Below are 13776 nucleotides of genomic sequence, written 5' to 3'. Positions count from 1 at the left end.
CCGCTGCCGGCCCGGAGGGGAACGAATGAGGCAACGAGCGGCGTTCACGGAAACCATCGCGTCGCAGGTCAGGGAGTTCCAGCCGGCGTTCGAGGCCCAGGTGGGACCGGAATTGGCTGCGGTCTTCGCGCGCGAGCAGGAGGACCTGCGGCGTGAGGGGTTACCCGACGGCGTGGCCCGGATAGGCGATCCACTGCCCGACGCCGTGCTGTACGCGGCGGATGGTCAGGCGGTGAGCCTGGCGGACCTGCTGGACTCAGCGGCAGCGATCCTCGTCTTCTACCGCGGCTCCTGGTGCCCGTACTGCAACATCGCGCTGCAGACCTACCAGAGGGAGCTTCTTCCTGTCGTCGAGGCGTTCGGGACCAGGCTTATCGCCATCAGCCCCCAAGCCCCGGAGCGGGCCGCGCGGGCGGCGCGGGACGCCGGGCTGTACCTCGACATCTACTCCGACGGCGGGAACCGGCTCGCTGCCCGGCTCGGGATCGTCACCACGCCCAGCGCGGACTCGATGCAGGCACGCTCAGCCCTCGGCATCGACGTCGTCGGCTCCAACATGGATCGGACCGCGGCGATACCCTACCCGGCGGTGGTCGTGGCCGACGCCACCGGCACCATCCGCCTTATCGACGTGCGCGTGGACTACACCTCGCGCACGGAGACCTGCGACATCATCGATACCCTCGTGGCGCTCTGACCCGTCCGCAGCGGTGCCGCGGGACCGGAGCCCGAGATGGTGCCTGACCGGATCTGAGCGGCCGGCAGTCCAACGCAGACACACCCCTCGGCCGGCCACCCGGCCCTGTTCCGGCGTTCTCCCACCCCTCGATCCTCGCTTCTGCAACCCCGAAATAACTGGTTGCGAGGGTGCAATTATCAGGAATATGTTTGCTCGCAGGTGCGCCGGAGGTGACGTGATGATGGGCACGACCTCGCCGCCGACGCCTGACATATGAGGAGTTCGACATGGTGGACCGCATTGCAGAGGTCTGGGGTACACGCACCCCGTACGCGCGGCACGAGCGGTGGCCCGTCCGCGTGGACCAGGTACTGGCCGAGGGTGTCCGGGAGTCCGAGGTGGAGCGGTGGGTGCAGTCGGCCTGCGTGCTGTGCAGCAACGGCTGCGGCATCGACATCGCCGTGAAGGACGGCTCGATGGTGGGGGTCCGCGGCCGGTCGGCGGACATCGTCAATCACGGGCGGCTCGGCCCGAAGGGATTGTTCGCGAGCTGGCAGGGAGTGGACAACAAGGATCGGTTGACGCGACCGCTGGTACGCGAGAACGGGGTCCTGGTCGAGTCCGACTGGGAGACCGCGATGGAGCGCATCGTCTCCCGCAGCAAGGACCTGCTGGATCGGAAAGGACCTCTCTCGCACGGCTTCTACACGAGCGGCCAACTCTTCCTCGAGGAGTACTACGCCCAGGCGATCGTGGGGAAGGCGGGTATCGGCACACCCCACATGGACGGGAACACCCGGCTGTGCACGGCGTCGGCGGCGGCCGCGATGAAGGAATCGTTCGGCTCCGACGGCCAGCCGGGAAGCTATGTCGACATCGACGAGTGTGATGCGATGTTCCTGTTCGGGCACAACATGGCCGAGACGCAGACCGTCCTGTGGATGCGGGTCCTGGACCGCATCGCGGGCCGGGACCGGCCGAGGATCGTGTGCGTGGATCCGAGGGAGACGGAGGTCGCCCGCCACGCGGAGGTCCACCTGCGGGTCCGCCCAGGCACCAACCTGGCGCTGATGCACGGGCTGGTCCGGGAACTTTTCGTGAACGGGTGGATCGACCAGGAGTACATCGATCAGCACACCGTGAACGTGGATGAACTGCGGGCGACGGTGGAGCCGTGGACGCCCGACGCCGTCGCGGAGACCTGCGGAGTCGATGCCGGCGACGTGCGGCGGGCGGCAGAGATCTTCGGGACCTCGGATCGGGTGCTGTCCACGGTGCTGCAGGGTTTCTACCAGTCGTCGCAGGCAACGGCGTCGTCCTGCGCCGTCAACAACCTGCACCTGCTCCGTGGGCTGCTCGGCAAGCCCGGGTGCGGCATCCTGCAGATGAACGGACAGCCCACGGCCCAGAACAACCGCGAGTGCGGCGCCGACGGTGACCTCTCGGGGTTCAGGAACTGGGAGAACCCCGAGCACGTGCAGGAACTCGCGGACCTCTGGAAGGTCGATGCAGCGATCATCCCGCACTGGGCCCCGCCGACGCACGCCATGCAGATCTTCCGGTATGTCGAGCAGGGTTCGATCGAGTTCCTGTGGATCTCGGCGACCAACCCGGCGGTCTCCCTGCCGCAGCTGTCCCGTATCCGGGACATCCTCACGGCCGACAGCCTGTTCCTCGTGGTCCAGGACCTGTACCTGACCGAGACCGCGCAGTACGCCGACGTCGTGCTGCCCGCCGCGGCGTGGGGAGAGAAGACCGGGACGTTCACCAACGTCAACCGGACGGTGCACCTGTCGGAGAAGGCCGTCGAGCCACCCGGTGAGGCCCGGAGCGATCTCGATACTTTCCTGGACTACTCCCGGCGCATGGGATTCACGCGTTTGGACGGCACCCCCTTGCTGCAGTGGAGCGGGCCGGAGGAGGCGTTCACGGCGTGGACCGAGTGCAGCCGCGGGCGCCCGTGCGACTACACCGGCATCACGTACGACACGTTGCGCGGCGGCAGTGGGGTGCCCTGGCCGTGCAACGAGGAGCATCCCGAGGGCACGGTGCGCCTGTATGGGGACGGGGTGTTCCCCACGGATCCCGGCTATTGTGAGAGCTACGGGCACGACCTGCTGACGGGGGCGACGGTCGGACCCGAGACGTACAAGGCGAACAATCCGGCCGGGCGCGCGATCTTCAAGACAGCTCCCTACCATCCGGCACACGAGACCCCTGACGACGAGTACCCCTTCCGCTTCACCACCGGCCGTACGGTCTATCAGTTCCACACCCGCACCAAGACCGGGCGTTCTCCCCAGCTGAACGGCGCAGCCCCCGACGCCTGGGTGGAGATGTCGGTTTCCGACGCCGAGTCCTACGGACTCGGTGAGGGCGACGTCGTGCGGGTGGAATCACGCCGTGGTCACATCACCGCGTCGGTGCGGGTCAGTGGCATCCGTGACGGCAGCATCTTCGCGCCGTTCCACTACGGCTACTGGGACGAGGAGGGCGAGCCCCATGGGCGGTACCGGGCAGCGAACGAGCTCACCATCACCGAGTGGGACCCGGTGTCCAAACAGCCCGTACTGAAGAACGCCGCCGTGCGGGTGGAGACGGTTGCCGACGGGGTGGGGCAATCCATGGCCCCGACGACGACGGCCTCCCGCCCGGCCGGGAGGGGAGGGCGCCGCAGGGCCGTGCTGCCGACCATCGGCGGGCCGGCAGCGCAGGCGTCCGAGACCCTAGCGCCGGTCGACCCGCCGGCGGTCGCGACGAAGGAGGAGCGCTCATGAAACTCCCTGTGTATCTCGGGCTTCTCCACACGTCCGAGGGCACCCTGGCGGACTCGTTCCGGCAGGTGTCCGAGGGCCACGGCGACGAGCCCGACATCCATTTCATCTGCCAATCGCTCGCCGCCCAGTGCGATCAGCATCAGGAAGCGCTCGCACCCGTCATCCGGCGGTACGGCGAGGTGGCGGACGACGACGAGCCGGAGCGCCTGCACGCGGATGGGCTGGAGGACACGCGCACCGGTCCCGTCGGACTCCTTCGGGACCTTCAGGACCTGTACCTCCTGGCCAGCCTGGTGGACATCACCTGGACGATGATCAAGCAGGCCGCCCAAGGGCTGAGGGACGAGGAACTCCTCGCGGTGGTGACGGCGTGCGACGGCCAGACGAGTACGCAGCTGAAGTGGCTGAAGACCCGGATGAAGCAGGCTGCTCCGCAGGCTCTGCTTGTCGCCGAGTGACCGTGTGCTCCGGCGTCCTGCACGGTTGGCTCACCGGTGGCGTGCAGTGCAGTTGCAGCGACCGGCGTGGTCCTCCGGTCAGCCCAGCCCGAGCGCTGCGTTCATCGTGTCGTCGGGCGTCTCGCCGGCGGCCTCCGCGAAAGCGGCAAGTGCAGATTCGAGCATGTGCCGGTCATCGGGGCTCATCCGGGAAACCACCTCACCGAGGGCCCGCCTCCGGTGGGACATCACCCGATCGACCAGCGCCCGCCCGTCATCGGTCAGTGCGAGGCGGAGAAGACGGCGGTCATCGGGGTCGTCCACTCGCCGGACCAGACCGGCAGCCTCGAGGCGGTCGCCCGTCCGGGTGGCATTGGAGGGATGCACCCCGAGGTCCACCGCCACCGCGCCGAGAGTCTGCGGCCCCCGCGTCGCGATGAGGACCAGCACCCGCCACTGCGGCGGGGTCACGAGGTCGTCCACCTCGGCGATCGACTTCGCTACGACGGCGACGAACACCCTGGACGCCCGGACAACGGTGTCGAGGTCGGTCTCCCCACTCGTCGCTTCGTCCTCTGCGCCCATGTCTCCAGTATCGGATGGCCCGCTGGTCGGGCGCAAAAACCCTACGACCGAGAGAATCCCGACCATGTCCCCGCACTCGCTCCACGCCCGGCTGCGCGCATCCCACCACAGGGTGGGCAGCGCCCTCTACGCTGCCCTGCTGTCGCTGATCGTCCTCGCCGCCAGCGGCGCCGTCGGACTGGCGCTGCATGCGCCATGGCTGTTCCCCAGCCTGGGTCCCACGGTCATGCTGTTCTTCGAGTCACCCGGAGAGAAATCATCCCGTCCGTCCAATGCCCTGATCGGCCATGGTGTCGGCTTTCTCGCCGGAGCCGCCTGCCTCTACGGCTTCGGCCTGCAGGACGATCCGTCGGCGCCGGCCGGTGGGCTCACACCGGCCCATCTGGCGGCCGGGGCCCTCTCGGTCGCCCTGACCACGCTCGTGCTGACGTGGGCTAAGAAGCCGCACCCGCCTGCAGGGGCGACGACACTCATCATCAGCCTCGGGATCCTGTCAGCTCCCGCGCAACTGTTGTCCATGCTGGGAGCCATCGTCCTCATCACGGCGGTGGGATGGGGTCTCAACATCCTCCTCGGGACGAAGCCTGCTCCGGCGACGTCCGGTTAGGGCCGGCAATGCCCGGATCGGGACAAATTGTCCTCGACAACTCGACGAACCGCCGGATAGACAGGTTCCACGGCATGTATATCGACCGACATCCTCGAAAGGACCGTCATGAACACCCTCGAGTCCGTCCGTGAAGGAATGACCGTTTTCGACGCGTCGGGAGACGCCGTCGGAACAGTTGCCGGAGTCAAGATGGGAGATCCTGAGGCGGTGACGGCTGAGGGCCAGCAATCGGAGGGCCTAGGCGGCATCGCAGGGGCCCTGGTTTCTGCCTTCGATGCCCGATCCGACCTGCCCGAGGAGCGGAGGGAGCGTCTGCTCCGGCTCGGCTACATCGAGATCGACGGTTCCGGTCTGGGCAACAACAGCTTCGAAGCTGCAGACGCGATCGACCGGGTGAAGGATGATGGTGTGTTCCTCACCAGTTCTGCGGCGGGAGTGCGGGACTGAACGACGCCGGGCTCCGGGTGTGTGCCTCCTGCTTTCCCTGAGTGCAACCGGAGAGGACCAGAACACGAGGAAGCCCGCTCTCCGTCGCGACCGGACCACGCTGCCAACCCCTGACCGGGGCTGGCAGCGCGGACGGCGCTTCAGCGACTGGACGCGGTGGCATCCGGGGGTCACGGCGTGGGCGGGGTGACGGATTCGGCTCCGCGTTCGATCTGGACGCCCGTGAATTCGATGTCGACCGCTTCGGTGAAACGGCGACCGTTGATTTCGTCGTGGCGCATGAAGGTGGGCGGTTCGATGTGCACCCTGAGGGTGTACTCGCCGTCCTCGGGCAGGGTCCGGTTCCGGGCGTAGTGATAGAGCATGGGGTGCCATACCAGCTCCTGCGCGTGCGGTCCCAGTCCCTGCCCTCCGGGTGTTATCAGGGTCGCGCTGACCGATAGGGCCGGCACGAACCGGCCGTCGGACGCGTCCTGGACGGCGATCTCCACGTGGGCGTTCCCGTCGTCCGGGTTTTGCCACGTCAACTGGCCGTGGTCGAAGCGGTACATGCCTTCGGCGTCCTTGATGGCTTAGCCCACCGTGTACTCGCCGGCCTGCCAGGTTCCGCCGTCGTGGGCGACCTCCTCGACCAGGTAGGTCAGGGCGTCCCGATAGGCCTCTCCCTGGGCGCGCGCCCTGTCCAGTTGCGGACCGGTGGCCTCGGAGGACGTCGGGTACATGGGTAGCTTCTGCTGCTGCATTGTCAGGCTCCCTTCCCGGTGACCTTTCTGGGTGCTGGATCGGGTCGGCTCAGTTTTCCTCGAGGACCTCGCCGCTGGTGATAGAGAGGTAGGGCTCTCCGATGTAGTCGGCGTAGAGTTCGTCCTCCAGATCCATGCCGAGCGTCTCCTCGGCAGCCGCGACGTCGAAGTTCTCCTGGACGGTGCCGGTGAGCTGGACGACCTCTCCCTCGTTCAGGGAGGGGACCTCAACTTCTTCGACGATCAGCAGCGGGTCGACTGCGGTGTCATCGGCACCCGCGATCACGAACGTGTCGTCGGAGATGTTCTCGGTCACCTCGGCGGAGACCGTCACTTCCTGGCCCACGTAGGCGTCGGCCTCGTCGTAGAAGTTCTGGTCGTAGAGGCCGCTGTATCCCAGGCCGGGAGCGGCTTCGGGGACGCCGGACACTTCCGGGTCGGCTGCGGGGGAGGACTCGGCGATCTCGCCCTCGCTGATGTCCTCGACATCGACGCCCTCTTCGGGCCCTTCCGTGTTGCAGCCTGCGAGGCCGAGCCCTGCGGCGGCGACAATACCTGCGATGGCCAGGCGGGTGCTGTGGCGGTTGCGTGTCGTCATGGTGATCCTCCAACGTGGTGGAAAGTGTCCCCGGGCTCTGCCTGCGTGCGGTGAAACCCGGGGCGGTACCAACCAACCGTAAGCAGCCTTACTTTTTCGGCGCAAGCACAGAGCGCCCGTTGTGCCGCATCGTTATTCGGCCGAAACCTGCCACGCCCGCTGGGCAATTTTCACCCCGTGGCGGTGTTTTCTGTGGCATCCTGCGGCACTTCCGGCGCCTACGGGCTGACCGTGAACTCGGGGACCGGCCGGAGGCCGGCGTCCTCCTCGGTGGTGACGACGCCGTTTTCCTGGATGTCCTCGATGAGCCAGTTCATCTCCGCGATCTCCCGACGTTGGGCTTCGATGATCTCGTCCGCGAGTTCACGGACCCGGACGTCGTCGATGCCGGCGCGTTCGCTGGTCAGGATCGCGATCGAGTGGTGCGGGATCATGGCTTTCATGTACGCCAGGTCGTCGACCAGCAGTTGGGACCTGGACAGGCCGAGCGCCGCACCGCCGAGGATGACCACGCCCACGATGATCGCGAAGTTGATCTTGACGTTCTTGTACATCATCGACCACATGAAGCACAGCATCACGATGGCCATCGCGCTACCCATGAGCAGGGCCATGTAGAAGCGTTCCTCACTCCAGCGCACGTGATCGATGCGGAAGACGTTCGTGTAGGTGAGCACGAACATCACCACGGTCGACGTGGCGATCATGATGCCGAATCTCAGGTACATGCGGCGTTCACGACGACGGCCGTCGTCCTCTTTCGCCTGAGCCGAGGGCTGGTCACCCTGCTGCTGGTCCTTCGGGTTCGCGTTCATCGTGATGTCCTTCCTCTGTTCTCTGTTCTCTGTTCTCTGTTCTCTGTTTCCTGGTTTCTGGTTGGTTGCATCGGCGCCCGGAGGCGGTGTCATTGGAGGTTGGCGGTGAGGCGGCACGCGTTGTCGAGGAATTTCGCGTGAAGGGGGCGTTCGGCCCAGGTGTCCTGGTGCAGTTGGTGGCTCCCGTCGATGTACTCATCGGTGAGTGAGCCCAGGCGCCGGGCGAAGTCGGCGTCGAGGACGAGGAGATTGACTTCCTGGTTGAGGGCGAAGGAGCGGATGTCCATGTTGGAGGACGCGACGACGCTGACCTGCCCATCGATGACGACGAACTTCGAGTGCAGGACGAACGGCTCGGGGTAGAGGTGGATGGCGACCCCGGCGGCGAGGAGCATCTCGTAGTAGGAGCGCTGGGCATGGTGGGTGAGGAAATGATCCGAGGTGGAGCCCATCAGCAGCCGGACCTCCACACCGCGTTGGACGGCGGAGGTGACGGCCAGGAGGAGGGATTCGTCGGGGACGAAGTACGGGCTGCAGATCGTGACCTGATCCCGGGCGTTGTAGATCATCGCGAGGAACAGTCGGAGGTTCGACTCGTTGGTGTTCCCGGGCCCACTGGGCAGGATCTGACAGGACAGGTGGCCCGGCGGCGGACCGGCGATGGGTGGTGCATTGTCGGGGATGTCCTCGTTGGTCTCCGCGGTCCAGTCGGCGCGGAAGACCGCGTTGAGCTGCGGGACGGCGGGCCCTTCGATGCGCACCATCAGGTCGCGCCACTGCAACCCGCGGCGTTTGTTCGACTTTTTGTTGTAGCTGGCGTCGATGATGTTCTGCGAGCCCGTGAAACCGACTCGATTGTCGATGACGAGGACCTTCCGGTGGTTGCGCAGGTCCGGGCGCTGGTAGTGGAAGCGGGGGGAGGCGACGGGAAGCATGAGCCGCCAGGCGATTCCCGCCCCATCGAGCCGCCTGGTCGCCGCCTTGTACCCGGGAAATCCTGCGCTGCCGACGTGATCGAGCAGGACCCTCACCTGGACACCGCGGTGGTGTGCTTCCTCGAGGGCGTGGAACAGGGATTCGGTGGTGTCGTCGGACACCGCGATGTAGAACTCGACATGGACGAATGACACCGCCTGCCGGACGGACTCGGTCATCGCGTCGATACTGGCTTCATAGTCGGGAAGCAGATCGGCGCTGTTGCCTGTCGTCACGGGAAGCCCGCCGTTGCTCTCATTCATCCGGACCATGGCACTCGCCCACTCCGGCAGGGCGTCGACCACGGTGCTCGCCCCTTGGAGTGTTCCCGCAGGCAAGTGCTGCTCCGGTACGTGCTGCTCGAGGGTCCGCCGCCGTTTCCCGAGGGTGGACGTGCCGAGCAGCAGGAACAGGACCAGACCGATGACGGGCATGAAGAAGATGACAGTCAGCCACCCCAGAGCTGCGGCCGGCCGGCGATTGTGCGGCACGATCCCGAGAGCCGCGAGCCGGATCGCCATGTCCAGGATCGTCACGCCGACGGTGATCGAAGCCGGCACAGACCCCCACCACTGCTGAAAATCCATGCTGACTCTGACCTCGGGGACGATTCGACGGGCCGGCGTTGCACGCCGGGTGGACCCGCAGCCAACCAAACAGGGGCATGCCAGGAGGGTCAAGGCACAATTGCGTCTCCGCAAGCACTGCGACAGTGGGCCGTTTCATTGATAGAACGGGACGACGGCTGGCACCGGGGACCAACAGTGGAAGGGTAGCGACGGCATGCCGGGCAGGACCTAGAGGAGGAAGTGCACACGATGGCTGTTCTCGGTCTGATGGCGGACCCGGGGCTTCCGGAGCGGCTCGCCCGTCAGCTCGAAGCGACGATCCGCGAGGACATCGGCTGGGTGACCGGTGACCGGGAATCGTCGGAGCCGTCGTGGGAAGTGCAGGTCAGCCGCCAGACATTGCCACTGGACACCAACGGGCGGATCGCCCTCATGGAACGGGCGGAGGGGCTCCGGGCCACCCACGGGTGGGATCTCGTGGTGTACCTCACCGACCTGCCCCGCACCCATGACCACCGGACCCTCGTGACCGAATGGGACGCGACCTGTCGAGGGGCGCTGATCTCGCTTCCCGCCTTCGGTGGCTTCCGGATCCGGCACAAGCTGCGGACCGAACTGCTGCGGGTCATCGCGGAACTGGCCGGCCCGCAGGTTGCTGCCGATCATGACGGCGATCCGAACCGTGCAGGCAGGTCGGCGGGTGACGGCTCGGCGAGTGGCGAAGCGCACGGACCGGGAGATCCGCAGGCCGGACCGGAAACGAACTACCGGACCATCGCTGGACGGTGGGGCCGATGGCGCCTGCTGGGCGGGATGGTCCGCAGCAACCGGCCGGGCAGACTCGTAGGTTCCCTGTCCAGTGCGGCCGCGGCCGCGATGGCGACAGGAGCCTTCGGCATTTTCTATGCCTCCATCTGGAACATGGCGGATTCCTCGAGTGCGCTACGGCTCCTCCTGGTCAGCGTGCTGGCGGTCCTCACCCTGACCGGCTGGCTGATCGTCCACAACGGGTTGTGGTCCACCCATCAGACCGAGGTCGATCGGACACCCGCGGCGCTGGACAACACGGCGACAGTCGTCACGGTGTTCCTGAGCGTGATGGTGATGTACGCGGGTCTCTACCTGGCGGTGCTGCTCGGCTCCCTCGCCATCATCTCGGGCGGCTATCTGCGGTCACAGCTCGGGCATCCCGTTTCGCTCGCCGACTACGCGAACCTCAGCTGGTTGTCGGCATCGCTGGGCATCTTCGCAGGCGCACTCGGATCGAATTTCGACGGTGATGCCGCTGTGCGTGACGCCACGTACAGCAGACGGGAGCGCGAACGGCGTGAGCTCGCGGAACAGGACGAATCCAATTCGTGAGCGAGCGTCGCGCGCATCAGTGACCCGCGCCGAGCTTCCCTCCGAGACGTTCGCGCATCATGGACGACGCCTCGTTGAGGCCAACGACGTCCACCTCGGTGCCGTGGGAGTGGTATTTCTCCTGGATGGCGTCGAGTGCGGCGATGGTCGAGGCGTCCCACAGGTGCGAGCCGTGCAGGTCGATGGTGACGCGCTGCGGATCGAGGGCGTAGTCGAACTGCGTGTAGAGGTCGTTGGAGGAAGCGAAGAAAAGCTCACCGTTCACCGTGTAGGTGGCGTGACGCTCGCCGTCGACGGTCTCCTCGGTGCGGTCGACCGTGACGAAGTGGGCGACCCGGCGGGCGAAGGCCACCATGGCGACGAGGACTCCGACGCCCACGCCGATGGCGAGGTTGTGGGTCCACACCGTGACGATGACGGTGGCGAGCATGACGGTGGTCTCGCTCTTGGGCATGCGCTTGAGGGTGGCGGGCTGGATGCTGTGCCAGTCGAAGGTGGCGATGGACACGAAGATCATGACGGCGACGAGGGCGGCCATGGGAATGAGCGCGACGATGCCGCCCAGGGCGACGACGAGGATGAGCAGGAAGATCCCGGCGAGGAACGTCGAGATCCGGGTGCGTGCTCCGGAGGCTTTGACGTTGATCATCGTCTGGCCGATCATGGCGCAGCCGCCCATGCCGCCGAAGAACCCGGTGATGATGTTCGCTGCCCCCTGTCCCCACGACTCGCGCGTCTTGTTCGAGCGGGTGTCGGTGATGTCGTCGACGAGTTTGGCCGTCATGAGGGATTCGAGGAGCCCGACGGCGGCCAGGGCCAGGGCGAACGGGGCGACGATCTGCAGCGTCTCGAGAGTCAGCGGGACGTTCGGGAAGAAGAGGGAGGGCAGACTCTCGGGTAGTTCGCCCTTGTCCCCGACCGTCGGTACGAGCACGTTCGCCAGAACCGCGAACACGGTGAGCACCACGATGGCGACGAGCGGGGCCGGTACCACCTGGGTGACGCGGGGCAGGCCGAAGACGATGAGGAGTCCCACGGCGACCATCGGGTACACGAGCCAGGGGACGCCGATGAGCTCGGGCACCTGCGACATGAAGATGAGGATGGCGAGGGCGTTGACGAATCCGACCATGACCGACCGTGGGATGAAGCGCATGAGGCGCGCCACCCCCGTGATCCCGAGGATCACCTGGAACAGGCCGCCGAGGATGACGGCCGCGATGAAGTAGTCGACGCCGTGACTTGCCACCAACGGTGCGATCACGAGCGCGACTGCGCCGGTGGCGGCCGAGATCATCGCCGGTCTGCCGCCGAGGAATGCGATGGAGACAGCCATGGTGAAGGAGGCGAACAGGCCGAGGCGGGGATCGACGCCGGCGATGATCGAGAACGCGATCGCTTCCGGGATGAGGGCGAGCGCCACCACGAGCCCTGCGAGGACCTCGGTCTTGAGCAGGCGAGGGTTCCTGAGGGTACGCGCGACGGACTGGCGTTCGACAGGGGTGAGTTCTGGTGTCGCGGTGGGCGCGGCTGCTGACATGACAGATTCCTTCATGCGTCGGAGTACAGGGCGGCGGGAGGAGCTTGTTCGCCGGTCGAGCGTGGAAGCTAGGCTGTACGCCGGTGTACAGAAGGCCTGCGGGAGGCGCAGTAACCGTTAAACTCTAACCTGACGTCACGTGAGGTTGTAACTGCGATGGGAAGAAGGGCAACGATGGACGATGCCTCAGCGGGGGTCGCCGCACGGTCCGGGCGCCACGCCGATCGGACCGATGATCGGCTGGCAGTCGATGCGGAAGCGTCTGATACCGGCGGGGGTGCGCCGTCCTCGACGCGCACCATGCATATCGGTGAGCTTGCGGAACGTACAGGTCTGTCCCTCAGGACGATCCGGCACTACGACGAGGTGGGTATCCTGCCGGCGACGTCCCGCACCGAGGGCGGGTTCCGGGTCTACAGCGAGGATGATCTCGAGCGGCTGATGGTGATCCGCCGGATGAAACCGCTGGGGTTCTCGCTCGAAGAGATGACCGATCTGCTGGCGGTGCTCGACGCCCTGCAGCAGGACAGCGATAAGGCATCGGCCGAGGGCCTGCGAGCCCGCCTGGCCGCCTACCGGGCCACCGCTGTCGAGCGGCGGGCCAAGATGGTCGAGACCCTTGCCCGGGCCGACGAGTTCATCGACGTGCTCACGCGTTACTGACCGAACCGCTCGGGCCGCCCGTAGAAGCGCTGCTTCCGGCGTGGTGATCCGGAGCGCCTAGGAACCCGACGGCTTGCGCGGTGCCACCACCGTGACGACGGCGGAATCATCCAGTGCACCCCGGCCCTGCGCCTGGCCCTGCAGAAACACCTGTTCCGCCGCCGCGGCGAGCGGGGTCGGCAGCGCTGCCGCCCGGGCGGCGGTCGTCACGATCCCGAGGTCCTTCACGAAGATGTCCAGCCGGCTGAGCACCTCCGCGCCGTCCTCGTCCCAGGCCTGGAGGATGCGCGGCCCGCGGTTGCCCAGCATGAAGGAGGCCGCGGCACCGGCCTGCAGCGCCTCAAGGGTCTTCTCGCCATCGAGGCCCAGGGCGTGGGCGAGAGCCAGTGCCTCGGCGGCAGCAGCTATGTGGATACCGCAGAGAAGCTGGTTGACGGTCTTCAGGGCCTGGCCGTCACCCGGTCTGTCGCCGACGACCGTGAGCGTGGAGGCCAGCAGGTCCAGGACCGGGGCGGCCGTGTCGCGAGCAGCCGCCGAGGCGCCAACGACGATCAGGAGATCGCCCTCGCCCGCACGGACCGGCCCTCCCGAGAGTGGCGCATCGACGAGCTCCACGCCGAGGTCCGCGAGACGCCGGGCCACATCCACCACGGCGTCGACGCCGACCGTGCTGGTCATGATGACCACTGCTCCTGGTTTCAGGGCCGACGCGATGCCGTCCGTGCCGAAGAGCACCGTGTCGAGCTGCTCGGCGTTGCGCACGGCCAGGAGGACGGCGTCGGCGCCGTCCACCGCTGACGCCGCGGTCCCGAAGGGGCGCACGCCGGCCTGCTCGGCGAGGTCGACGCGCTCGGCGGAGATGTCGAAGCCGTGGACCGTGAGCCCCGAGGCCAGGCGCCGCGCCATGGGCAGCCCCATGGCACCGAGTCCGAGAACGGCGGCCGTGTAGTGCTGGGAGGTCATGGTGTGTCCTTCT

The 13776-nt window shown here is 66.9% G+C and carries 15 protein-coding genes; 7 read left to right on the top strand and 8 right to left on the bottom strand.

Annotation, left to right across the window (positions count from 1 at the left end; genetic code table 11):
* Positions 1 to 25 precede the first annotated feature (25 nt).
* The 3 genes from FJV46_RS08680 (at position 26) to FJV46_RS08670 (ending at position 3914) form a co-directional block, all read left to right on the top strand.
* On the top strand, positions 26 to 697 hold the full coding sequence (locus FJV46_RS08680; RefSeq protein WP_158250092.1) for a peroxiredoxin-like family protein: 672 nt from the start codon (positions 26 to 28) through the stop codon (positions 695 to 697).
* A gap of 269 nt (positions 698 to 966) precedes the next feature.
* Positions 967 to 3456 (top strand): molybdopterin oxidoreductase family protein, encoded by a 2490-nt coding sequence (locus FJV46_RS08675; protein ID WP_087028619.1) that lies wholly within the window; start codon positions 967 to 969, stop codon positions 3454 to 3456.
* Complete coding sequence (locus tag FJV46_RS08670) at positions 3453 to 3914, top strand: hypothetical protein (RefSeq protein ID WP_087028618.1); 462 nt, start codon at positions 3453 to 3455, stop codon at positions 3912 to 3914. Before FJV46_RS08675 ends, FJV46_RS08670 begins: the two co-directional genes overlap by 4 nt.
* A 78-nt stretch (positions 3915 to 3992) precedes the next feature.
* Here FJV46_RS08670 and FJV46_RS08665 read toward each other — a convergent pair whose 3' ends face one another.
* Complete coding sequence (locus tag FJV46_RS08665; protein ID WP_087028615.1) at positions 3993 to 4478, bottom strand: MarR family transcriptional regulator; 486 nt, start codon at positions 4476 to 4478, stop codon at positions 3993 to 3995.
* A gap of 64 nt (positions 4479 to 4542) precedes the next feature.
* Between FJV46_RS08665 and FJV46_RS08660 the strand changes: the two genes are divergently transcribed.
* Entirely contained in the window at positions 4543 to 5085 is a 543-nt protein-coding gene (locus FJV46_RS08660) for an HPP family protein (protein ID WP_087028614.1), read from the top strand.
* A 108-nt stretch (positions 5086 to 5193) separates the two neighbouring features.
* Positions 5194 to 5535, top strand: coding sequence for a hypothetical protein (locus FJV46_RS08655; protein ID WP_087028612.1), 342 nt, complete (start codon positions 5194 to 5196; stop codon positions 5533 to 5535).
* A gap of 170 nt (positions 5536 to 5705) precedes the next feature.
* Here the strand turns inward: FJV46_RS08655 and FJV46_RS08650 are convergent, their stop codons facing one another.
* The 5 genes from FJV46_RS08650 to cls form a co-directional block, all read right to left on the bottom strand.
* Positions 5706 to 6086, bottom strand: coding sequence for an iron transporter (locus tag FJV46_RS08650; protein WP_087028610.1), 381 nt, complete (start codon positions 6084 to 6086; stop codon positions 5706 to 5708).
* Between the two features lie 21 nt (positions 6087 to 6107).
* The gene (locus tag FJV46_RS15210; protein ID WP_158250091.1) at positions 6108 to 6278 is read right to left on the bottom strand and encodes a hypothetical protein; all 171 of its coding nucleotides are present in this window, start codon (positions 6276 to 6278) and stop codon (positions 6108 to 6110) included.
* 49 nt (positions 6279 to 6327) lie between these two features.
* Complete coding sequence (locus FJV46_RS08645; protein ID WP_087028609.1) at positions 6328 to 6876, bottom strand: hypothetical protein; 549 nt, start codon at positions 6874 to 6876, stop codon at positions 6328 to 6330.
* A gap of 218 nt (positions 6877 to 7094) precedes the next feature.
* On the bottom strand, positions 7095 to 7691 hold the full coding sequence (locus FJV46_RS08640) for a DUF305 domain-containing protein (RefSeq protein ID WP_197715698.1): 597 nt from the start codon (positions 7689 to 7691) through the stop codon (positions 7095 to 7097).
* A gap of 89 nt (positions 7692 to 7780) precedes the next feature.
* Complete coding sequence (cls, locus tag FJV46_RS08635; RefSeq protein WP_087028607.1) at positions 7781 to 9253, bottom strand: cardiolipin synthase; 1473 nt, start codon at positions 9251 to 9253, stop codon at positions 7781 to 7783.
* A gap of 231 nt (positions 9254 to 9484) precedes the next feature.
* On the opposite strand from cls, the gene FJV46_RS08630 reads away from it, so the two are divergent.
* Positions 9485 to 10597 carry a hypothetical protein gene (locus tag FJV46_RS08630; RefSeq protein ID WP_087028606.1) on the top strand — a complete coding sequence of 371 codons (1113 nt, stop codon included), beginning with the start codon at positions 9485 to 9487 and terminating at the stop codon, positions 10595 to 10597.
* 16 nt (positions 10598 to 10613) lie between these two features.
* Here the strand turns inward: FJV46_RS08630 and FJV46_RS08625 are convergent, their stop codons facing one another.
* Positions 10614 to 12137 carry a SulP family inorganic anion transporter gene (locus FJV46_RS08625; RefSeq protein WP_087028604.1) on the bottom strand — a complete coding sequence of 508 codons (1524 nt, stop codon included), beginning with the start codon at positions 12135 to 12137 and terminating at the stop codon, positions 10614 to 10616.
* Positions 12138 to 12311: 174 nt separating this feature from the next.
* On the opposite strand from FJV46_RS08625, the gene FJV46_RS08620 reads away from it, so the two are divergent.
* A complete protein-coding gene (locus FJV46_RS08620) occupies positions 12312 to 12800 on the top strand; it encodes a MerR family transcriptional regulator (RefSeq protein ID WP_370684673.1) in 489 nt (162 codons plus the stop codon).
* A gap of 57 nt (positions 12801 to 12857) precedes the next feature.
* Here the strand turns inward: FJV46_RS08620 and FJV46_RS08615 are convergent, their stop codons facing one another.
* Positions 12858 to 13763 (bottom strand): NAD(P)-dependent oxidoreductase, encoded by a 906-nt coding sequence (locus FJV46_RS08615; RefSeq protein WP_087028602.1) that lies wholly within the window; start codon positions 13761 to 13763, stop codon positions 12858 to 12860.
* Between the last annotated feature and the right edge of the window lie 13 nt (positions 13764 to 13776).

Origin of the sequence: Arthrobacter agilis (assembly GCF_006494655.1) — a bacterium.
Classification (GTDB): domain Bacteria; phylum Actinomycetota; class Actinomycetes; order Actinomycetales; family Micrococcaceae; genus Arthrobacter_D; species Arthrobacter_D agilis.
This window is presented reverse-complemented; position numbering and strand designations above follow the sequence as displayed.